This is a genomic window from Rossellomorea vietnamensis (genome assembly GCF_008180615.1).
GTDB classification, from domain to species: Bacteria; Bacillota; Bacilli; order Bacillales; family Bacillaceae_B; genus Rossellomorea; species Rossellomorea vietnamensis_D.
In genome coordinates, this window is the sequence record NZ_VTEH01000006.1 from 148,318 (window position 1) to 167,841 (window position 19,524).

At 41.9% G+C, this 19,524-nt stretch carries 25 protein-coding genes; 21 read left to right on the plus strand and 4 right to left on the minus strand.

Going from position 1 to position 19,524, the window contains the following annotated elements; translation table 11 throughout:
• Positions 1–7 precede the first annotated feature (7 nt).
• From FZC79_RS10590 to FZC79_RS10630, 9 genes are all read left to right on the plus strand, one after another.
• A complete protein-coding gene (locus tag FZC79_RS10590) occupies positions 8–346 on the plus strand; it encodes a hypothetical protein (RefSeq protein WP_148946762.1) in 339 nt (112 codons plus the stop codon).
• 217 nt (positions 347–563) lie between these two features.
• The gene (locus tag FZC79_RS10595) at positions 564–4,256 is read left to right on the plus strand and encodes a phage tail tape measure protein (RefSeq protein WP_148946763.1); all 3,693 of its coding nucleotides are present in this window, start codon (positions 564–566) and stop codon (positions 4,254–4,256) included.
• Between the two features lie 12 nt (positions 4,257–4,268).
• Complete coding sequence (locus FZC79_RS10600; RefSeq protein WP_148946764.1) at positions 4,269–6,197, plus strand: hypothetical protein; 1,929 nt, start codon at positions 4,269–4,271, stop codon at positions 6,195–6,197.
• Between the two features lie 30 nt (positions 6,198–6,227).
• Positions 6,228–6,587: a hypothetical protein gene (locus FZC79_RS10605; RefSeq protein WP_148946765.1), complete on the plus strand. Its 360-nt coding sequence runs from the start codon at positions 6,228–6,230 to the stop codon at positions 6,585–6,587.
• A gap of 1 nt (position 6,588) precedes the next feature.
• Positions 6,589–8,145 carry a hypothetical protein gene (locus tag FZC79_RS10610; protein ID WP_148946766.1) on the plus strand — a complete coding sequence of 519 codons (1,557 nt, stop codon included), beginning with the start codon at positions 6,589–6,591 and terminating at the stop codon, positions 8,143–8,145.
• A 67-nt stretch (positions 8,146–8,212) separates the two neighbouring features.
• Positions 8,213–9,409 (plus strand): hypothetical protein, encoded by a 1,197-nt coding sequence (locus FZC79_RS10615; protein ID WP_148946767.1) that lies wholly within the window; start codon positions 8,213–8,215, stop codon positions 9,407–9,409.
• A gap of 141 nt (positions 9,410–9,550) precedes the next feature.
• Entirely contained in the window at positions 9,551–9,943 is a 393-nt protein-coding gene (locus FZC79_RS10620) for a hypothetical protein (RefSeq protein ID WP_148946768.1), read from the plus strand.
• Positions 9,944–9,954: 11 nt separating this feature from the next.
• Positions 9,955–10,152: a holin gene (locus tag FZC79_RS10625; protein ID WP_148946769.1), complete on the plus strand. Its 198-nt coding sequence runs from the start codon at positions 9,955–9,957 to the stop codon at positions 10,150–10,152.
• A complete protein-coding gene (locus FZC79_RS10630; RefSeq protein WP_148946770.1) occupies positions 10,152–10,997 on the plus strand; it encodes an N-acetylmuramoyl-L-alanine amidase in 846 nt (281 codons plus the stop codon). Before FZC79_RS10625 ends, FZC79_RS10630 begins: the two co-directional genes overlap by 1 nt.
• 15 nt (positions 10,998–11,012) lie before the next feature.
• Here the strand turns inward: FZC79_RS10630 and FZC79_RS10635 are convergent, their stop codons facing one another.
• The 4 genes from FZC79_RS10635 to FZC79_RS10640 all read right to left on the minus strand — a co-directional run bounded on the left by FZC79_RS10635 (position 11,013) and on the right by FZC79_RS10640 (position 12,057).
• Positions 11,013–11,228, minus strand: coding sequence for a hypothetical protein (locus FZC79_RS10635; protein WP_148946771.1), 216 nt, complete (start codon positions 11,226–11,228; stop codon positions 11,013–11,015).
• On the minus strand, positions 11,225–11,374 hold the full coding sequence (locus FZC79_RS23130) for a hypothetical protein (protein WP_187442738.1): 150 nt from the start codon (positions 11,372–11,374) through the stop codon (positions 11,225–11,227). The genes FZC79_RS10635 and FZC79_RS23130 overlap by 4 nt, the downstream gene beginning before the upstream one ends.
• A 242-nt stretch (positions 11,375–11,616) precedes the next feature.
• A complete protein-coding gene (locus FZC79_RS23135; protein WP_187442739.1) occupies positions 11,617–11,793 on the minus strand; it encodes a hypothetical protein in 177 nt (58 codons plus the stop codon).
• Positions 11,794–11,826: 33 nt separating this feature from the next.
• Entirely contained in the window at positions 11,827–12,057 is a 231-nt protein-coding gene (locus tag FZC79_RS10640) for a hypothetical protein (protein ID WP_148946772.1), read from the minus strand.
• 166 nt (positions 12,058–12,223) lie between these two features.
• Between FZC79_RS10640 and FZC79_RS10645 the strand changes: the two genes are divergently transcribed.
• The 12 genes from FZC79_RS10645 to FZC79_RS10700 all read left to right on the plus strand — a co-directional run bounded on the left by FZC79_RS10645 (position 12,224) and on the right by FZC79_RS10700 (position 19,345).
• Positions 12,224–12,406, plus strand: a complete 183-nt coding sequence (locus FZC79_RS10645) for a hypothetical protein (protein ID WP_187442740.1) — start codon at positions 12,224–12,226, stop codon at positions 12,404–12,406.
• Between the two features lie 139 nt (positions 12,407–12,545).
• The gene (locus tag FZC79_RS10650; protein WP_148946774.1) at positions 12,546–12,800 is read left to right on the plus strand and encodes a hypothetical protein; all 255 of its coding nucleotides are present in this window, start codon (positions 12,546–12,548) and stop codon (positions 12,798–12,800) included.
• Positions 12,800–13,981: an FtsK/SpoIIIE domain-containing protein gene (locus FZC79_RS10655; protein WP_148946775.1), complete on the plus strand. Its 1,182-nt coding sequence runs from the start codon at positions 12,800–12,802 to the stop codon at positions 13,979–13,981. The genes FZC79_RS10650 and FZC79_RS10655 overlap by 1 nt, the downstream gene beginning before the upstream one ends.
• A complete protein-coding gene (locus FZC79_RS10660) occupies positions 13,899–14,543 on the plus strand; it encodes a hypothetical protein (RefSeq protein ID WP_148946776.1) in 645 nt (214 codons plus the stop codon). Before FZC79_RS10655 ends, FZC79_RS10660 begins: the two co-directional genes overlap by 83 nt.
• A gap of 314 nt (positions 14,544–14,857) precedes the next feature.
• Positions 14,858–15,892 (plus strand): competence type IV pilus assembly protein ComGB, encoded by a 1,035-nt coding sequence (gene comGB, locus FZC79_RS10665; RefSeq protein WP_187442741.1) that lies wholly within the window; start codon positions 14,858–14,860, stop codon positions 15,890–15,892.
• Between the two features lie 906 nt (positions 15,893–16,798).
• The gene (gene comGC / locus FZC79_RS10670) at positions 16,799–17,107 is read left to right on the plus strand and encodes a competence type IV pilus major pilin ComGC (protein WP_148946778.1); all 309 of its coding nucleotides are present in this window, start codon (positions 16,799–16,801) and stop codon (positions 17,105–17,107) included.
• The gene (gene comGD, locus FZC79_RS10675) at positions 17,097–17,543 is read left to right on the plus strand and encodes a competence type IV pilus minor pilin ComGD (protein WP_148946779.1); all 447 of its coding nucleotides are present in this window, start codon (positions 17,097–17,099) and stop codon (positions 17,541–17,543) included. Before comGC ends, comGD begins: the two co-directional genes overlap by 11 nt.
• Complete coding sequence (locus tag FZC79_RS10680; protein WP_148992308.1) at positions 17,530–17,859, plus strand: hypothetical protein; 330 nt, start codon at positions 17,530–17,532, stop codon at positions 17,857–17,859. The genes comGD and FZC79_RS10680 overlap by 14 nt, the downstream gene beginning before the upstream one ends.
• Positions 17,856–18,275 (plus strand): competence type IV pilus minor pilin ComGF, encoded by a 420-nt coding sequence (gene comGF / locus FZC79_RS10685; protein WP_148946781.1) that lies wholly within the window; start codon positions 17,856–17,858, stop codon positions 18,273–18,275. The genes FZC79_RS10680 and comGF overlap by 4 nt, the downstream gene beginning before the upstream one ends.
• The gene (comGG, locus tag FZC79_RS10690; RefSeq protein WP_187442742.1) at positions 18,265–18,624 is read left to right on the plus strand and encodes a competence type IV pilus minor pilin ComGG; all 360 of its coding nucleotides are present in this window, start codon (positions 18,265–18,267) and stop codon (positions 18,622–18,624) included. The genes comGF and comGG overlap by 11 nt, the downstream gene beginning before the upstream one ends.
• A 1-nt stretch (position 18,625) precedes the next feature.
• Positions 18,626–19,123, plus strand: coding sequence for a shikimate kinase (locus tag FZC79_RS10695; RefSeq protein ID WP_148946783.1), 498 nt, complete (start codon positions 18,626–18,628; stop codon positions 19,121–19,123).
• 45 nt (positions 19,124–19,168) lie between these two features.
• Entirely contained in the window at positions 19,169–19,345 is a 177-nt protein-coding gene (locus FZC79_RS10700) for a YqzE family protein (RefSeq protein ID WP_148946784.1), read from the plus strand.
• The last annotated feature ends 179 nt before the right edge of the window (positions 19,346–19,524 follow it).

The window sequence follows — 19,524 nt, forward strand, 5'->3', positions numbered from 1 at the left end:
TGATTAGATGGAAAAGACATTAACAATTGATGATAAACAAGTAAAATTTAAATCAAGGGGTTCAACTCCTTTGAGATACAAAGCTCAATTCCACCGGGATTTCCTGGTGGATATCATGAGTATGGAAGGTTTAGCTAAATTAGGTAAAAACCCTTCCCTTGAGAAAATGAAGAGTCTTGACACCGAAGTGTTTTATAATATTTGCTGGGTGTTAGCGAAAACAGCAGATAAGGAAATCCCTGAACCGATGGAATGGTTAGATGAATTTGATTCATTTCCACTAATGGAAATCATCCCGGAACTTCAGGATCTTATTACAAGCTCCCTTACCTCTAAAAAAAAATAAAAAATGAACAAGAAGAGTCAGATGGTGACCCCCTCACCACTGACTCTTTTTTAGTACTTATCAAACAAGCGGGACTTACTCTCCAAGACTTGGAAGAGATGACTATCGCTATGTGCTTTGATTTCATTAGCGAGTACATCGACTACAATAACCCGAAAAAAACAAAGACCAAAAGAGCAAAACAATCTGATTTTGACTCCTTCTAGGAGGTGAGAGAATGTCAAAGAATATAAAAGGTATCACGATAGAATTAGATGGCGATACCAAAGGGTTAAATAAGGCACTGAGTAGTGTCAATAGCCGAAGTAAGGAACTACAGACAGAACTTAGGGACGTAGACCGTCTCTTGAAGTTCAGCCCTGGCAACACAGAGTTAATTGCTCAGAAACAAAAACTTCTTGCCGACCAAGTTGATAACACTTCAACCAAGTTAAAGCAACTTAAAAGCGCGGAACAAGAAGTGCAACAGCAGTTTGCTAAGGGTCAGATTAAAGAAGAACAATACAGAGCCTTCCAAAGAGAAATCGTTGAAACCGAAAGCAAGCTTAAAACCTTCGGAAATAAATTAGCATCCACTAAACAACAAGCGAAATCCTTCGGTGATAGTTTAAAAGATGTTGGTGAAAAGGCTAAAACAGTGGGTAACAACCTAAAGGAAACTGGAGAAAACATGAAGGGTGCAGGAGCCAACATGGTGGCCGGAGTGACTTTGCCTTTAGCTGCATTAGGAACGTTTGCGGGTAAAGCTGCAAGCGATGTAGAAAGTTCTCAAGGTAGGATGCAAGCTCAGTTAGGTCTTACTTCCGAAGAAGCCGAAAAGTTAAATGGCATAGCTCAAAGCCTATGGCAAAACGCATTCGGAGAAAGTATGGCAGAAGCTGCAGATGGTGTGGCGATAGTTTCAAAGAACATGAAATTAATTGATCCCTCTCAACTTGAATCTGCTTCAGAAAAAGCTTTCATATTGCGGGATGCCTTTGGTGCAGAATTAACCGAATCGACTAAGACGGCCAATAATATGATGATTAACTTTGGCATTTCTGCAAATGAAGCTTTCGACCTTATGACTCGTGGTTTTCAAGAAGGCGGCGATTATTCAGGGGAATTATTAGACACTCTTAATGAGTATTCTCCACAATTCGCTACGATGGGGCACAGCGCAAGAGATATGATGAATATTCTAATCTCTGGTGCGGAAGCAGGGGCATTTAACCTCGATAAAGTCGGGGATGCCATGAAAGAATTTAACATCAGGGCAAAAGACGGCTCGGATGCGACCGCTGAAGGGTTTCAAATAATTGGATTAAACGCGGAACAAATGGGAAACGCGATTGCCGCAGGTGGCGAGAAAGGTGAACAAGCATTTCAAGCGACTGTTGCAGCATTAGCAGCAATCGAGGATCCAGTAAAACGAAATCAAGCAGGGGTGGCCCTTTTCGGCACTCAGTTTGAAGATTTAGAAGCGGACGTAATCAGCGCTATGGGTACGACAACAAACCAATTAGGAACTGTTGAAGGGGCTACACAGAGAGCTGGAGACTCCCTATATGATAACTTTGGCACTCGATTAACTGAAGCTTGGCGTGAAATGCAAGCGGAACTTATACCGTTAGGCAATACATTGTTATCTTTGGCAGAGCAGTGGCTGCCTAAAGTTTCAGCAGCTGTACAAAAACTAGCAGATTGGTTTAATGAGCTAGGTCCTACAGGACAAACAATGGTTTTGGTTCTGGGTGGTGTTGCTGCCGCGATAGGACCGTTAATCATTGTAATAGGCTCATTGATTAGTGGGATTGGCGGCTTAATTACCATAGCAGGTGCTTTAAATATTAGCATCGCTGCCATAGCAGGACCGATTGCAATAGCTGTAGCGGCAATAGCTGGACTTGTAACAGCCGGGGTACTTCTATACAAAAATTGGGACCAAGTAAAGGCTTATTCCTATGCTATATGGGGTTCTATAGAGAAAATGTTTTCTCTGTTTTTCTCTACAGTAAAGGGTATTTTTAATGCAGGTTTAAGCTTTATTGATGCTCAAACCAAAGGGAGATTTTCTTCTATCACCAATGCTATCCGTTCTTATATGAAGATGGTTTCTGGTATTGTGAGTTCAATATTCTCTTTTGTGAAAAGCACATTTTCTAATTCTCTATCTTTCTTGAAATCTCTAGTCACAGGTGATTTTCGAGGAATGTGGAAAGCTGTAAAAGATCAGATGGGAAATATTAGCGGTACCATCTCTTCGATTTGGGGAGACGTAATGGAGTTTTTTCAAGGAATTGATTTGAAAGAAATCGGAAAAGACATAATTCGTGGGTTAGTGAAAGGAATCGGAAGCATGGCTGGTTCAATTATGGAAAAGGTTGAAGAATTAGCTTCAAATATTCCTAAGTGGGCTAAGAAAATCCTCGGCATTCATTCACCTTCTCGTGTAATGAGGGATGAAGTCGGTAAAGAAATTGGCGCAGGTTTAGCACAAGGGATGGATGATTCTCAAAAAGAAGTAGAAAAGTCAGCCGAAGAACTTGCGAAATCTGCGTTTGAAGCTTCAAAAAAATTCGTTGATGAGAGAAAGTATTATAACGAAATGTCACTTGAGGGTGAGTTAAAAGCTTGGCAACGTGTACAAAAACAATATAAAAAAGGTACGGATCAGAGGAAAGAAGCTGACCGCGAAGTGTACAGGTTGAAAAAAGAAATAATCAAAAAACAAGAAGAATTGGAATTGCAAGCTTTTAATAAATCGAAAGAATACATTTCTGACAAAAAACATTACAACAAACTTTCACTTCAGGAAGAGTTATCGACTTGGGAAAGGGTTATGGTTCGTTATGAAGAAGGAACAGAGATTCGTAAACAAGCAGAAAAAGAAGTTTATCGTGTAAAGAAAGAAATCAATGATAAATTGATTGCGATTAACCAAGAGTATTCCAATAAAGTCAAAGATACAAATGATAAGATGATTCAACAAGAGAAAGCACTTACAGAAGAGTATCAAAAGACCTTAAACAGTAGGGCGGGTTCTCTTTATTCTTTTGCTGGGATATTTGACGAAGTGAAAATTGATATGGAAGTAACCGGTCAAGACTTGATAAATAATCTTAAAGGTCAGGTTGTAACTTTTGAAGAATGGGCTACTAATATCGAGAGTCTGGCCAAAAGAGGAATTGGAGAAGGGTTGCTATCTGAACTTCGTGAATTAGGACCAAAAGCTGCAGCGGAAATAAAAGCTCTTACTACATTATCCGATGAAGAGTTAGCTGCTTATGAAGAAATATGGGCTAAGAAGCACAAACTCGCTAACGAACAAGCAACCAAAGAGCTTGAAGGAATGAGAAAAGAGACAGCTATTCAAATTAAGGAACTTCGTTCTGATTCTGAAAAACAACTTGAAGCTTTAAAAGTTGAGTGGATAGATAAAATCAAAGGAATAAAAGAAGGCACAAAAGACGAATTCACAGATATGAAAAGTATTGGTAAAAACGCTGTTGAAGGTTTGATTGATGGTATGGGTTCTATGATGGGTGAACTTGTTGGCCAGTCAAAAGCAATAGCAGAGACAGTTCAAAAAGCCATTAAAGAAGCGTTGGATATTAATTCTCCATCAAGAGTAACAACATGGATGGGTGAAATGATCGGTGAAGGTCTACAGACAGGTATGAATAACTCTTTAAGGGGAATTCAAAACATGTCTGAAAAATTGGCTTTAGCCACAATTCCATCTAAAACGTCTTTAACTCATCAAATGAACGAAATACAGTCTTCGAGTACGATGAAACCCGAACAGCCTATTATTATTCAATCGGTACTTGATGGGAAAATAGTCGCGGAGTCAACTTATACTCACAATAAACGTAAGTTGCACCGTGATATGACAATTGCTAACAGAACCGGCGGGGACTGGAAATAGGGAGGTGAATAGATGACACAGTATATTTACGAAAAGTATAACTCGCAATCTGTATACGCAAGTGAAGCTGAGTCGTTGCAAGGAACGTATTCAACATCGTCCTATCAATCGTATCCAAACCACTACCTTAACGAAAACACCGGACAATATAATGTAAGTGGGGCACTTAAAACGATTTACCCAACATCGGGAACTTTCTCCTCTGATAGTGTATATGAAACGGTCAGCGGTGGTACTACTCTTTTCAGGTCATATTTCCAAGGTTCGACACTCTACACCTATCAACGCTCATCGTATTTGAGTCGCTACGTGAGAGGAAGTTATATCGGAACGGTAAAAGCAGAGGAAGATGAGTATCCGGCAGACGGACGGCACACAGACGGTTATTGGTATACCCGAACGATTATAGCTGATGCGCCCACTCTAACCACTCCGAATGGGGGCGAGGCTATATCCTCCGAGTATTTAATCGCATGGACAGCGCCAACAACCGGATTGCAGTTTCAAATAGACCTATCGACAGATGGCGGCTCCTCCTGGGAAACGATTGTTAGTGAAACGGAAATAGATGCGGATACCTACTCATATAATTTTTCCAATGAATCGGAGTCCTCCGTGGCGAAGATAAGAATACGTGGAAAAAACGGAAGTTCTTACACTGACTACGATATGTCGGATGGGGTTTTTACGATTCAACATAACTTACCTCCAAATAAACCGACTAATTTATCGCCAAGTGGTACGGCTGTAGACCGGACAATTGTACAACGGTTGTCTTGGAAGCATAACGACCCTAACATAAACGACACACAGAGTCGTGCGGATATCCAATGGCGTAAACAAGGGAACTCCACATGGAACACAGCGACGGTAAGAAGCAACAAGGAGTATTATGACTTTTCGTCCAACGTATTTCCAGAGGGTCAGATTGAGTGGCGAGTGAAAACGTCTGACCAAGTAGGGATCGAAAGTCCTTATTCTGACATTCGAGTATTTACCGCAGCCGAAGCGACTGATGCTCCTACCATTTCATCGCCAGGTACAACAATATCCGTATCACGTCCGAATATCCAATGGTCTTCTACCGAACAAACTGCGTATCAAATTGTGATTGATAACACGTTAGGTGATACGTTGTGGAACACCGGAACGATTAGCACAACGTGGATTCGAGCGAGAACCATCGGCATTGACTTGGTAAATGGCGGGCAATACGTTATTAAGTTGCGTACCAAGAACAACGCGGGTTTGTGGTCTGAATATGCGATTCTAAACGCAACTGTATCCTACACACCGCCACCGAATCCGATTATCAACGTGGATTCAGCGACAGGACATTTAGTCATCAGCAATAATAACCCAACGCCTAACGATACTCAGCCCGAAGTGACTCGCAACGATTTGTATAAACACATTGACGGAGAATGGGTTCTGATATCCGAAGACGTTAGTTTCATTTACCGTGATTATGCGGTGGCTAATGGGGAGACGTATAAATATAAAATTCGGGCGATAGGGGAAAACGGTACTTTCTCGGATAGTGAGATCAGCGAAGGGTCAACAACATTCCGGGGCGTTTGGCTTCACGACATCACCAGTCCCGAAGCAACGGTTTATAACTTCCGGTTTGATGGCGGTGGTCGTTCCTCTCAATGGGAAGTCGAATCGGCGGTAATGCGATTTAAAGGGCGCAGAAGCCCGGTGGTGGAGACAGGCGAGATGCAGGACGATATCGTGTCGTTTTCCCTCACGTTGCTTGATACAGCGCAGAGAGAAGCGCTGGAAAGACTCGTGTATAGTCGCAACATCCTCTGTTATCGAGACGGAAGAGGGCGGTTGGTGTTCGGTGTTATCACTCGCTTACCGTTAGCAGACGAAATATGGGGCGGGCAGACAACGAGCCTGGAAATTATGCGAATAGATTACAAGGAGGGCGTCTGATGACGTTCTCTTTTTTATGGAGGTGCTACGATGGCATTTAACGATAAGTCAATTATAACCGATAAAGACAGGCGCCCATCACCGCAGTATTTCAACCCGGACACGAATCAGTACGAAGTCATCACCGGGCGAAATGGCGCTAACGCATTCATTCAACTTGGTACGGTGGCGATGGAGTCATGGGAAGGTAGCGCAAACATCACGAAAACATTTCCGAGTGAGCGCTTTGGGTTTGCGATAATGAACGATGGTGATGCTGACTTGAGTTTCACGATTAACGGAAATGCCCGAACGGTTAAGCCGGGCGAAGGGTACAGCGCATTATTTGAAGCGTTTACGAGCGTACAGATAGTCGCTGATAGTTCGTTTAGAGCGGAGGTGCTCCGATAAAATGCCTTGGCAAACGAAGAAGCCAGATTTAAAGAATGATCCGCGATATTTGGAGCCGAAGATTAATGACGTTGCTGCACATTTGGCACAAAATGCGGAGATAATTAGTTTAGGTAATTACACAAATACACTAAAGAATCTACTTGAACAGGGCGTTCCTGTTGCTTTCACACAAGCTCTAACAATAACCGAAACAATCGAAATTCCCCTAGATGTACCTCTTTATCTGGACGGTAGAGGAAAGGGAAAATTAATCTTCCAAGGTACGGGAGCGTGCATCAAAGTCAACAGGAGTAGGAGAGCGACATTAAAGGACTTCGAAATAGAAGGAACAGGGCAGTTCGATGGTCAAATAGGAATATTATTTAGTAGCCCTAATGATTCTAACTTGTCAGAAGGCAGTAACACCGTTGAAATAGGTGGGATCATTGGGACTAAATTAGATACTCATATGATTTTAAACACTGTTTATAATTCCGTAATTTATAAAAACCGTGGAAGATTAATCCGAAATGGAATTATTATTCGAGGAAAATGTATGGAAAATGAATTTGATGGCAATGTTATGCTTGCTTCTTACAGAGCGCTAAGTCTTGAGAAATCAACGAATACTTCCTATACTGCGAATGGATTCTTCCCAGAAGGACAGTATTTCAGCGGTGCGAACACTTTTGATCTTTACAATGATGATTTAGAAACGGAAAAGGCAACTGCTTCTACTATTTTTATTGAAAGTGGTTATGACATACGATTCACAGGAAATTACATTGCAAATTTGAACGTAGATTATGGTTCACTAGTTCTTATAAAGTTGGATGAAACAGAATATAATCAATGTTTCTATATCTCTTTTGCTGATAACGGTTTACATGGTAGGGATATAAAAGTTTTAGATGCGAAAGCTAATGCGTTATATCCGTATGTAATATCTTTCTCGGATAACCAGATTAACTTTAATACTGGAAAATTTGTATTCACTAATGCTAACTTTGTTAAGGTTGTGGGCAATGAGTTAAAAGTTGACCATGATAAGAGAATAGCCGATATATTAGGCTCTAATAATATAGACCTCACTTCAAATACAATTTATTATGGGAATACCTCCAATCCAACAAACTTAGCGGATACATGTGTTAACATTGATACTTCCAATGATATAAGCGTAAATGATAACGATATTATCTATGCGTTTAAAACTGTTTCAAATCCTGTTATTACTGAGACTGCAAGTCAAAGAGTAAGAAACCTTAACAATAAATACAAGGATAAAATTAACTACAAAGAAGTAGCGTTAGCTAATGGTGGTTTTGTTTATTTCTGGAGACAAGGCGATATGGTTATGGGTTCAATACACACTAACACAGAGGTTTTAGTTAATGACACTGAAATAATCCCATATCCGTCTGAATTTAAACCAACAAACGGAATGAACTGGAAAGCTGAGTTCCCAATGGCAACAGGTGCTAATAATCGTATAGCACTAACTAATACAGGTATTCGATTTTTTGGAACGTCTGCTAACTATATGAGAGCTACATTTTTCTATGTTTCACAATAGGACATTAATACGCAACAACGAAGAGTCGGAATCCCCGGCTCTTTTTTATATGTAAAGGAGGTGCGACATGCTCTCATTAGAACGTGACGGATTCACAGCGGCACAGGTTAAACTCGCTTTGCACCATCCACATCGACGAATCGACTTCCGATATGAACTACTCGACAAAGCCGGCAACAAGAAAGCCGACCTATACAACGTTCTCAGCGGTGAAATCACTCAGCAAGCGTTGGCGGTCATCAAGCGTACTGCCCGATTCACCTTGCGAGACGATGGCGAAATCAACTATCTGTCCGACCGCATTCGCCCGATTGTTCGGATTTATGTACCCGACCCGATAAACTACGGCTCCTATTACGCTTTCTTCTCGCAACAGTTTGCGCCACTTATCGAAGAAGCGAAGCGGGGAACGAAAGGCGGCTGGGTTGAATTTCCGATGGGCGAGTTTCTTCTGTCATCGCCAATACGCTATGAGGAAGGCGGTCAGGTGTTCCGGGAAGTGGATGCTTATGACGGTCTGACGATACTCAACGATGATAAATTCGTGGAGCCTTACGTTATCCCTGCTGGCACGAACTATGTGGATGCGGTGATAACGATTCTGAAAGGCGCTGGCATCACGAAATATAACATCGAATCGAGCGACAAAGTGACATCGAAGGACATCACGTTTGCAATCGGCAAGGAAAAACTGTTCGCCATTAACGAGTTGTTACGTGGTATTAACTACGAGTCCATACACGTTGATGTGAACGGTTATTTTACCTCGGCTTATTACCGCAGCCCAACGGATCGAGCGAGCGAATATGACTACTTCACGGACTCGGAATCGGTGGTTGCCGGTGGATATTCGGAGGAATTGGATGTATTCGGGCTGCCGAACGTGTGGGTCGTGGTGGTGAAAGCAGAGGAAGAAGAGGCACCGATGGAATTTACGGCCAATTACACAAACGATGATCCTGACAATATCCTCTCTACCGTCAACAGAGGAAGGAACATAGTGGATTATCGGGAAATAGACAACACAGCGGACCAGGCGAGTCTTGATGCTTATACAGAACGCTTGGCATATGAAGCTAACCAAACATTCGGGAAAGTGGAGTTTGAGACAGCACTGATGCCGATGCACGACTACTTTGATGTATTCAATGTTCATTTCAGTGACTTAGATATCAGCGGCAAATACTCGGAAACAGCGTGGACGATGCCGTTAGTGGTGGGTGGCAGGATGAAGCATGAGATAAGAAGAACAGAGTTTATATAAAACATAAAAAGAGACTGCCACTCCAATGCCGGGAGACAGTCTCTTTAAGGTGTCGCTGCTGACGACAAATTCAATATACCATATTTTTCTATAATGTAGCTAGAGAAAGTTTTGTGGGATTTATAGGGGGTGTTTCTAAAAATGAATGGAGATGACAACATGGATAAGATTGTTCAGGACCATGAGCAACGGTTAATCCAGAATGAACATGAGATTAAAGAACTCAAAGCCAATCAAACGGAGTTCACTAATCAAATGAGGGACTTGAAATATAACCAGGAGCATACCCAAAACAGCGTGATAAAACTAGAAAATAGCGTGCTTAAAGCCAATGGTGAACAAAAGGAATTACTGAATAAGCTAATCGACAACATGATTGATACGAATAAAGAAAACCGAGTGAATGAATTCGATTTGCAAAAAAGCGAACATGAATTAAAGAAGGAAGCTCAAAAAAATAGATGGGATCTCACACTTAAAATCGTTCAAAGTGGCGGGATTCTATTTTTATTAGTTGAGTATTTCATAAGATAGGGGGAAATAAAATGAATTCTCGTTTTAAGAATTATGCTCTATGGGTGGCTTTAGCTTCATTAATCGGATTGTTTGTGCAGGATGCTGGGTTGCTGGCTCCTGAGAAGTACGATGAATATGTCAATGCTGTGTTAGCTGTCTTGATTGCTGCAGGAGTCATTGTTAATCCGTCACTTGGTAAAGGGTTAAAAGACGAGGGGGTAAAATAATGATATATGTAGTCTTACGAGATGGCGGTCATGGTAAGGGGCAACCAGGTAAAGAAACTCCTTACATCAAATCTCTAGGTCGCAGGATTCAAGAAGAAGAATTTAATGAGCCTGTGAGTGAACTGTTTGGGGAAGAGATAAAAAGACATGGCGTGATAGTACATGATATTTCAGCAGGTACTCACAATGTTCCGTTAAAAGAGAGAACCGATGAAGCTAACCGCCTGTTGAATTATTACGTCAGGAAATATGGTGCAGCTAATGTAAGGGTAGTTTTAGTCAGCTTCCACTTCAACGCATTTGACGGAACCTTTGAAGGTGCTAACCCTAGCGGCATATCAGTCCATATACAGCCCGGAAGTACCCATGCACGACGTTTAGCGGAGTGTGTAGGCAAATACCTTCGACAAGGTACTAAACAGGTGTACAGGGGCATTGTGGAGCAGAATCTTCACATCACCAGAGAGTTTGATGGAGTGGGGATCCTAACCGAGAATGGATTCATGGACCATCAAGGCGAAGCGGAGTTAATGCTTGATAAGGATTTCCAGAAGGAAGTAGCCAGGGAAACAGCGCAAGGCGTGTTGGAATACTTCGGTCTATCTTACAAGGAAGTAAAAAAGGAGGAAGTTAAAGTGGCTAAGATAGAAGCGGATAAAGTGAATGTATCAGGTCGTGATGTGAATGTGGTTAGTGAGTGGGCTGAAAAGGATTGGAAAGAAGTTACAGACAATGGATATTTTGATGGCAAGCGGCCGGGAGATAACCTCACAAGGGAAGAAGCAGCTATCGTTATTAACAGATTGAGACGAAACTTCCTGGAGTTGCTGCAAGATTATAAGTAACAGATAAGCCCCTGCTTATATGCGGGGGCCTTTTTCTATTTCTATAACCTCTTCCGTGATATCCTCATCGTCTGCCGTCACCTTGATAATCTCCAACGGCCGATTCCCGGTCTCTCGCCTTATCCTCCGTATCAACCTATGCCCGGATTCCACTTTATCCTTATAGCCGTAATCATTCCAGCGTGCTTTTACTCCGGCTATCTCCACTATGGCTTCTATGTTGTATTTCAAAATTTATAAATCTTCCTTACAACGTCGATAGCTTCTTTTTCAGTGCATTGATACTCTTCCATATGGTGATATACATCCGCCCAAAAGTTATTTATCTCCTCGGTTTCGTAAAGATATTGGTCTGCCATCGCTAAATTCCCATCCATTTTTATTCCTCCTTCATTACATCTTCGAATTGTTGTCTTGACGTTCAATTTTTATTTCATCAATGTTTATCGTTTGTCCTTCATTTAATGTGGCTACTGTCATATCCATGTCATGCTTTAGTAATTCCTGTATTAATTCTCTCACTGTCATTTCTTGCGCACCCTTCCATATGTTGCATTTTTTGTGTCGATTATCAGTCCAGATTCAGACCACTATCAGTCCATATCATCGAATAGTGCATTTACTTATGCTTAATTTGAGATTGTTTTAACCATATTTCTGTTGTGCCAATCTTTACTTTCACATCATCTAAATCATCGTCAACTTCAACGATTTTCACCTCTGTAAAAACAACTTCCCCAACTCGATAAGCAGGATATTTTTTATACATATCTCCAATCTCGTGTTTTTCAGACACTTGAATTCCCTCCATTTCTTACACAGGTTGTGTCTACTGTTCGATTTCCACTTCTTCAAACATCTCTTCAACACTTACACCCAACACTCTCTGGAGCTTCAAAATATAAACAACATTCGGTGTTGAGTTAGCATAACCCTTTTCATTCTTACACCAGTTAGTCACTTGTGATTGAGTCGCTTCGATCTGTTCAGCTACCCACTTCATCTTCAATCCTTTTGCTTCGATAATTTCTCCTAATCGGCTGCGAACTTTACTTTTCAATTCAGTACAACTCCTAAGTATATGACTTCCTCCTTTCTATTATGTCCTTTATTTAATTATAATTCAACTGATAAAAAAGTACAAGTAAAATTATAAAAATTTATAATCATTTTCATTCATTCCCCATACAATGACGTATACAAAGCGAAAGGGAGTGAACAACATCATGGATCCATTTACATTCGGGATAGTTGCCACTGGATCATTGGGAGGGGGATTACTGCTGCTTGCCGCACTGGATAAAGGGGGTTTTTCCATTAATGAGGACTTACTCGTAATTGTCGTTGAAGTCATCAAAGCTGGTGCGATACTCAAGTTCTTATCATACATCAGTCAATTATTCATCTAGTGTCTATTTCAATGACTGCTGCCATGTGCTTTAGGTCGGTTATGTTTGCCTGTCCTGGCATTTCATTTCAAAACCGGCTGATATATTATCATATATCTTTTTCCGATGCTTCTTATCGTAAAAACAGGAGGGGATTTTGTTGAACATTTTAGGCACAGTATTTCATACCATCGCTAACAGTAAGGTTAATCGAGAAAGGCTCAGAGACAACGAATATAAGGAGTTAGACTATTCACCTTATCTATTCTCTTCAAGCCACCTAAACAGCCTTATGGAGGATTCTGAGGACAAAGAAGAACACGATTCCATCCTAGACCACATGTACCGTTTCGATGCTTGTGAGGTGGACTCATACAGGAGTATTGAAAGTAAAATCATTAAGAGGTATTGGTGATGCTTGAACTTCTCGCCATTCCCGCGGTCATTGTAGGGGCTGCCCTCATTCCCAGGAAGAAAAATGATAAGCGAACCATTCAGCAAGTGTTAATTAATCGGAAAATATGCTTCAAGAAAGGTGATAACCTTATCTATCCTAAACTGAAATCGAAGCACGACAGAGGAACGCATACCACATACATCTATACGCTTCCTAGAGGGATGCCAAGTGAGATATTCGAGGATTTACTCCCAGCATTAAAAGAAGCGCTTAACAGGGAAGTGGAGTACGAATATGAAGGAGTGTTGAAGTTGAGAGTGTTTAATGAGAAGTTACCGGAGCGATGGGATTACGATGAAAGTCTAGTCCGGCCGAACACCTGGGAAGTACCGATTGGGAGGAATCATCAAGGGGTTTTGTATCACGACTTTGAAAAGTACCCTCATCTCCTTAATGGTGGAGTCACCCGATTTGGGAAAACGGTATTCATGAAAGAAGTATTTCACACGTTGATGATGAATCAACCGGAGAATGTGGAGTTTTATATCCTGGATTTAAAGGCCGGCTTGGAGTTTTACAAGTACAAAGTATTTCCACAGGTGAAGGAAGTGGCCTGTGATGTGTACGAAGCAGCAGAAGTATTAATGACGATAACCGAGGATCTAAAGAAAAAGGAATTGATGTTCCGAGACAAAGGCTACACCAACATTATCGACTCGCCTATCAAAAAGAGAACATTCATTATTGTGGATGAAGGAGCTGAACTATCACCGAATGTTATCAAGGATAAAAAGGCCAAGAAATACGCTGAGTTTTGTCAGGCTGCCCTTAGTGAGATTGCCCGAATAGGTGGAGCTGTTGGAATGCGCCTGATCTACGCCACTCAATACCCGACCAAGGAAGCTGTACCGATGCAAGTGAAAATGAACATTGTCGCTCGTATCTCATTTGTTTGCGCTTCGCGAATTGCAAGTCAGGTTCTTCTGGATGAAGTAGGAGCAGAGGATTTACCATCTATTCCAGGCAGAGCCATATACATGGTGGAGAAGAAAAGAGAAGTCCAAGTGCCGTATATTGACGATAAAATGATGTTTAAAATGATGGAGGGAAGGGCGGATGAATTCACGACACGAAGAACTGTTAATGACGATAGACCGATTGGGGATAGTGAAAATCAAACACCTGTTAAGCATCCATAATTTAAGCAGCTACCGGAATGCGTGCCGGGTGGTGAATCAATTATCTGAATATACCCATCAAATTTATTATGAAAAGGAAAAGGTGATATACCTCAACAAAGCCGGCCGGGAATACATCGGGTCCGATAAAGAAGTCACCAAGTCCATGCAGATAGGTCACTACCTACTAAGGAATGATGTCTATATTCATTTCGACTGCCCTTATGACTGGAAGAATGAATACACCTTAGAAGTGGAGGAAGCACCCAGCAGGAAGGTGGATGGGATTATCTTTGGGGATCAGATGAAGGTGAACAATAAAAAGAAAGTGGTGGCCGATGCTTTATTCACGCGAAACGGATATACCCACATTATCGAGATTGACAATCAGCTCAACATGACAGACAACCGGAAGAAGGTGCAAAGCTATGCAGAGATTATCCCATTGGTACGAAAGAATTTCGAGAGTACACCCATTATCTATTTTTTTACCACAACCGAAGCGAGGAAGACGAAGCTATCAGCGTGGTTAAGGGAACGGAGTTTGCGGGCAGAGGTGAAGTTATATGATGAAATTAAATGAGGTGTCTTCTATAAAGACCAAACACCTCAGTGGCATGAAATCCAGCAATGCCTTATCGGCGTTTCAGCTCAACGGCTGATCACCCTGACTTGTCCAGTCTGTGGAGAGACATGCCTTGAGACATGTACAAGGAATCCTCGTGATAAAAGAGCAGCAATCTATGAGATTCTAAGCGGGAAGGCTTTGAATGAAGTGCTGAAGGAAGCGAAAGGAGAACTTGCTCATTACCACTATCCCACTCTGACAAATTTGCTGCGTAAAGGATGTGCCCTTGGGTACATACCTGAGCGTGAGCTGAACAGGTGGAGAATAGAGTGAAAAGAAAAAATGGGAACATTAAAGATCATGGATCCTTTTTAAAGCGCCTCGGTGAACTTTTATCCAACGGTTATTCTTTAACAGATGCCATCGAATTTGTATTCATCGGACACTATCAGGGACAAGATGCCATTAAACAAAAGATGCTGTCTCAGTTACAAAATGGGTCATCCCTCTCTGCAGTCCTTCAATCTGCCGGTTTGCCGCTTCATGTGTGTACGCAGATTTATTTTGCAGAGATGCATGGAAGAATTGCTGAAACACTTATCCAGGCAGGTGAGTATTTGCATGCCAGGCAAAGGGATAGAGAGGCATTAATGAAAGTGCTGACCTATCCCCTCGCATTAATTTTCATTCTAATCGGTGTAATGATCCTGCTTAAAAGTGTGCTTTTCCCTCAATTTCAAATCCTTTATTCTTCCATGGGATACAGTCCGGAAAATAACTTGCGTATATTCCTCGTTATCGTCGAACGTCTTCCAGCTCTATTCCTGGTGCTCCTGGTCCTTTCAGTGTTTGGGGGGGCAGTGTTTTACCAGCGTTTTCAGTCGCGGACTCCTTTAAAAAGGGCAGAGATGCTCCTGCGCATTCCGCTTATTTCAAAGTACTTAAGACTGCTTTACACTCAGTTCTTTTCCCGTGAAGTGAGCTTTTTATTAAACAGCGGGATGTCGATCAATCAGGCTTTGAATGAATTGGGGAGCCAGACATACAGGCCGCTGTTCAAAGAAGCAGCAGGCCGGATGATTCAGGATTTAAGAATCGGAAAGAGTTTCCCTGAAACAGTCGAATTCTTCGGTTTGTTCACTGATGGATTTTTGGAAGTAATCAGACATGGTGAAAGAAGAGGACAATTACCCCAGGAGCTTTTCATATACAGCCAGTTCTGTATGGAAACCCTTGAGGACAGCGGCAAAAAATTGCTGACTGTCATCCAGCCAGTTGTATTCTTGTTCATAGGTGTGTTTATCCTTCTCATTTATTTCTCCATTATGGTGCCGATGTTCCAAGTGATGCAGTCACTAGGGTGATTATTTTGTGCTAAGGGAAATTTTCACTTGGTTTATGAATTGTTTCTAAGAATCAGGCATAGGTACATGAACTCTACCAATCTCACAAAAACATGTCTCCAAGAAGCCAACGTGGGTACATGAACTCCGCCAATCACCCGAGAACATGTCTCCAAGAAGCCAGATTGGGTACATGAACTCCGCCAATCATCCAAGAACATGCCCCCAAGAAGCCAGCATAGGTACATGAACTCCGCTAATTTCCAAAGAACATGTCTCCAAGAAGCCAGATTGGGTACATGAACTCTGCCAATCACCCAAGAACATGTCTCCAAGAAGCCAGCTAGGGTACATGAACTCCGCCAATCACCCAAGAACATGTCCCCAAGAAGCGAGCATGGGTACATGAACTCCGCTTATTTCCAAAGAACATGTCCCCAAGAAGCCAGCTTGGGAGCATGAACTCTGCCAATCACCCAAGAACATGTCTCCAAGAAGCGAGCATGGGTACATGAATCCGCTAATTTCCCAAGAACATGTCTCCAAGAAGCGAGCGTGGGTACATGAATCCGCTAATTTCCCAAGAACATGTCCCCAAGAAGCCAGCATGGGTACATGAACTCCGCCAATTACCCAAGAACGTGTCCCCAAGCAGCCAGCTAGGGTACATGAACTCTGCCAATCACCCAAGAACATGTCTCCAAGAAGCCAGATTGGGTACATGAACTCTGCCAATCACCCAAGAACATGTCTCCAAGAAGCCAGCTAGGGTACATGAACTCCGCCAATCAACCAAAAACATGTCCCCAAGCAGCCGGAATGGGTAAGAATTCCGCCAGCTAATCAAAAAAACGCCGAATAATCAAGATAGCTAATATCAGAATATCTAACCACTAAAAACTATTTTAAATGAAGGAGCTAATGAATATGTTGAAGAACCAAAAAGGCTTTACGCTGATTGAAATGATGATTGTCCTCCTGGTGATTTCGGTCCTCCTCCTCATCACAATACCGAATGTGACAAAGCAGGGGACATCCATAAACAGCAAAGGCTGTGAGGCATTCCAGAACATGGTGGCTGGACAGGTGGAAGCCTATCGCATGGAAGAAAAAAGTCTGCCGGACGATCTGCAGGCTCTGGTAGATAAGAAGTATCTGAAAGAGGAGAGTACCAAGTGCCCTGATGGAAGGACAATTACAATCAATACTGAGGGAGAGGTCCTCGTTGGAGAATAAAGGGAAGGGAAAGCCGAACGGATATACCATGCTTGAAATGCTGTTGGTTCTATCGATATCCATTACCCTTCTCTTTTTCACCTCATTGAGTTTCCTCCCATTTCGCGATGCTCTTATTAAGAAGAACTTTGTTTCTATGCTGAAAGCAGACCTTTACTATTTACAAAGTTATGCTCTCAATAAGAAAGAAAAAGTCGTTCTGCAGTTTTATCCTATTCAAGGTAAATATACCGGTAAAGACTTCAGAGGCAAAAGTCTGCTGGAGAGAGCTCTCCCAGAAGGTATTTCGCAATTGCCTAATACCTCTATAGATAGAATCTTCATATATGAGAACGGTAATACAGATAAATTTGGAAGTCTTTATTATATGGCAGGTGAAGACCAGATCAAGCTGACTTTTCAGATTGGGCAAGGAAGGTTCAATGTTGAAGAGTGAGAGTGGTTATGGTACTGCGGAAGCTCTGGTGGCCATTTCTTCCATCTTCATGGTTATGCTGATTTTCATCCCGTTTGTTATTAGTCTGGTTGTTGATCTTGAAAAAAAGGAAAGTGATTTCAGAGCTTCAAGGATACTTTATGAACATTTGGAAGAAGACCTTTTCTCAGGAGCAGCAGAAAATCACATATACAGAAGGGAAGGACAGGTGTTTAAAATTATTGAGAATAAGGAAGAGGGAGGAATTTGTATCCATTACAAGGATCATACGGGCAAAGACCAACGCTTCTGCTTATCGAAGGAGGTGAGAGGTTGAGAGGCCAAAATGGATATACCCTCCTTCACGCTGTTTTTACGCTTTCTATCTTTTTACTGGCCGCGGCCTGTGTGCCTGTGATCATGAATGGGGTACTATTTGTGGAGGCTGAGCTGGCCCCTTCCAAAGAATATGAATGGAACCTGTTCAGCCAGCAATTCAGACAGGAATTCCGGGGAGCAGAGAATATTAAGGTGACGGATACCTCTATTACATTTACTAAAAGTGGTGAAGAGGTTTTATATGAAAGATATGGTGATTTTCTAAGGAGGAGGGTGAACAAGAGAGGGCATGAATTGGTCCTTGGCCCACTCCAGGAAATCAAGCTATCTTCCTCTTCCAATGGATTGGAGATTGCTGTGACCTATGAAGGAGAACTTGAATGGGCAGGGAGGTTCTTTACTTATGGTGAGTGAAAAAGGCTATATACTGCCTTTTGCCATGCTGCTGACAGCGGCGATTTTAGTTTTTTCTGTAAGCTCAGCCTCTATATTCATCTCCAGATACTCTTACCTGGATGTGATGGAATCTGGTTATAAAAGAGAGAGTTTGCTGCTTTACACCGTGGAAAAGCTTTTAGATGAAGAGCACTCAATGGATGGTTTTTTTGTATATCAGGATGGTATAGTACGGTATAAGGCAGTAGAAGAAGGTAGTGTGGGCACAATCACGCTTACCCTTGAAACGGATGAAAAGATAGATAAACCGGTTATGGTGACTTACCGGAGTGATACTAAAGAAATTCTTGATTGGGAGCAGGGATGAGATGATTTTTTTGATAGGATTTATGGGTTCAGGCAAATCCACAATAGGGATAGAACTGGCAAAAGAATTAAATAGTGACTGTCTGGATAGTGATCAGTTGATTGAAGAGAAGTATAACATGACCATTGGAGAGATTTTCGCCCGGTACGGCGAGAATAGATTCAGAGAGATGGAGACGGAAATTCTCAATGAGCTGCAGGGTGGAAAATGGAGTATAGTCATGACCGGGGGAGGGATGGCAGAAAGAAAAGTCAACCGTGATCTGATGAAGAACAAAGGAAAGGTCATTTGGCTGAATTGCAGTTTCGAAGAGACAGTGAAGCGCATTGCCGGCGACAATACACGGCCGCTTGTCAAGGAGAAGGGAAAGGATGGATTGAAGGCTCTCTATGAAAAAAGAGTTCCAATCTATCAAGCCTCCTCTGATTTTGAAATAAAGACAACTGGATTAACGATTGAAGAAACTGTAAAAAAAATACTGGCTGGTTTAAAGAATTAATCTCGTGGTGACACTATTGATGAAGCCTGAAGGATGGTGGAATCAATGTCAATCAATGACTACGTGAAATTTATGACCCAAACAGCAGTAAGGCACTTTGAGAAAACACCGCAGGAAAGAAAATCCATCAAGGAGCTGCGGAAAACAGAAAAGCAATCCTTTTTGTTCCGCTGGTTTGGTGTCATTCCCTACGCTTTAATGTTTTTCTTTAAGAAGAAGTGAAAAAACGGGATCAGAAACTTAACGTTTCAATCCCGTTTTTTTGTTGTATAGGAAATTATAAAATCACTCTCTGTTGATAACTTATAGCTATATTATTCACGTCCAGCTTCAGCGCCTGATGGTCCGTACCCACTGGAACGGACTTAGCCCCTCGGGGTCAAATGTTCCTCAGAGAATAA

Excerpts from the sequence above, each read along its gene's own strand:
- FZC79_RS10695 (WP_148946783.1), top strand. The coding sequence starts at position 18,626 with ATGATTTTTTTGATAGGATTTATGGGTTCAGGCAAATCCACAATAGGG.
- FZC79_RS10605 (WP_148946765.1), top strand. The coding sequence starts at position 6,228 with ATGGCATTTAACGATAAGTCAATTATAACCGATAAAGACAGGCGCCCA.
- FZC79_RS10655 (WP_148946775.1), top strand. The coding sequence starts at position 12,800 with ATGCTTGAACTTCTCGCCATTCCCGCGGTCATTGTAGGGGCTGCCCTC.
- comGC (WP_148946778.1), top strand. The coding sequence starts at position 16,799 with ATGTTGAAGAACCAAAAAGGCTTTACGCTGATTGAAATGATGATTGTC.
- FZC79_RS10700 (WP_148946784.1), top strand. The coding sequence starts at position 19,169 with ATGTCAATCAATGACTACGTGAAATTTATGACCCAAACAGCAGTAAGG.
- FZC79_RS10590 (WP_148946762.1), top strand. The coding sequence starts at position 8 with ATGGAAAAGACATTAACAATTGATGATAAACAAGTAAAATTTAAATCA.
- FZC79_RS10620 (WP_148946768.1), top strand. The coding sequence starts at position 9,551 with ATGAATGGAGATGACAACATGGATAAGATTGTTCAGGACCATGAGCAA.
- FZC79_RS10615 (WP_148946767.1), top strand. The coding sequence starts at position 8,213 with ATGCTCTCATTAGAACGTGACGGATTCACAGCGGCACAGGTTAAACTC.
- FZC79_RS10630 (WP_148946770.1), top strand. The coding sequence starts at position 10,152 with ATGATATATGTAGTCTTACGAGATGGCGGTCATGGTAAGGGGCAACCA.
- FZC79_RS23130 (WP_187442738.1), bottom strand. The coding sequence starts at position 11,374 with ATGGATGGGAATTTAGCGATGGCAGACCAATATCTTTACGAAACCGAG.
- FZC79_RS10625 (WP_148946769.1), top strand. The coding sequence starts at position 9,955 with ATGAATTCTCGTTTTAAGAATTATGCTCTATGGGTGGCTTTAGCTTCA.
- FZC79_RS10680 (WP_148992308.1), top strand. The coding sequence starts at position 17,530 with ATGTTGAAGAGTGAGAGTGGTTATGGTACTGCGGAAGCTCTGGTGGCC.
- FZC79_RS10660 (WP_148946776.1), top strand. The coding sequence starts at position 13,899 with ATGAATTCACGACACGAAGAACTGTTAATGACGATAGACCGATTGGGG.
- comGG (WP_187442742.1), top strand. The coding sequence starts at position 18,265 with ATGGTGAGTGAAAAAGGCTATATACTGCCTTTTGCCATGCTGCTGACA.
- FZC79_RS10595 (WP_148946763.1), top strand. The coding sequence starts at position 564 with ATGTCAAAGAATATAAAAGGTATCACGATAGAATTAGATGGCGATACC.
- FZC79_RS10645 (WP_187442740.1), top strand. The coding sequence starts at position 12,224 with ATGGATCCATTTACATTCGGGATAGTTGCCACTGGATCATTGGGAGGG.
- FZC79_RS10610 (WP_148946766.1), top strand. The coding sequence starts at position 6,589 with ATGCCTTGGCAAACGAAGAAGCCAGATTTAAAGAATGATCCGCGATAT.
- FZC79_RS10600 (WP_148946764.1), top strand. The coding sequence starts at position 4,269 with ATGACACAGTATATTTACGAAAAGTATAACTCGCAATCTGTATACGCA.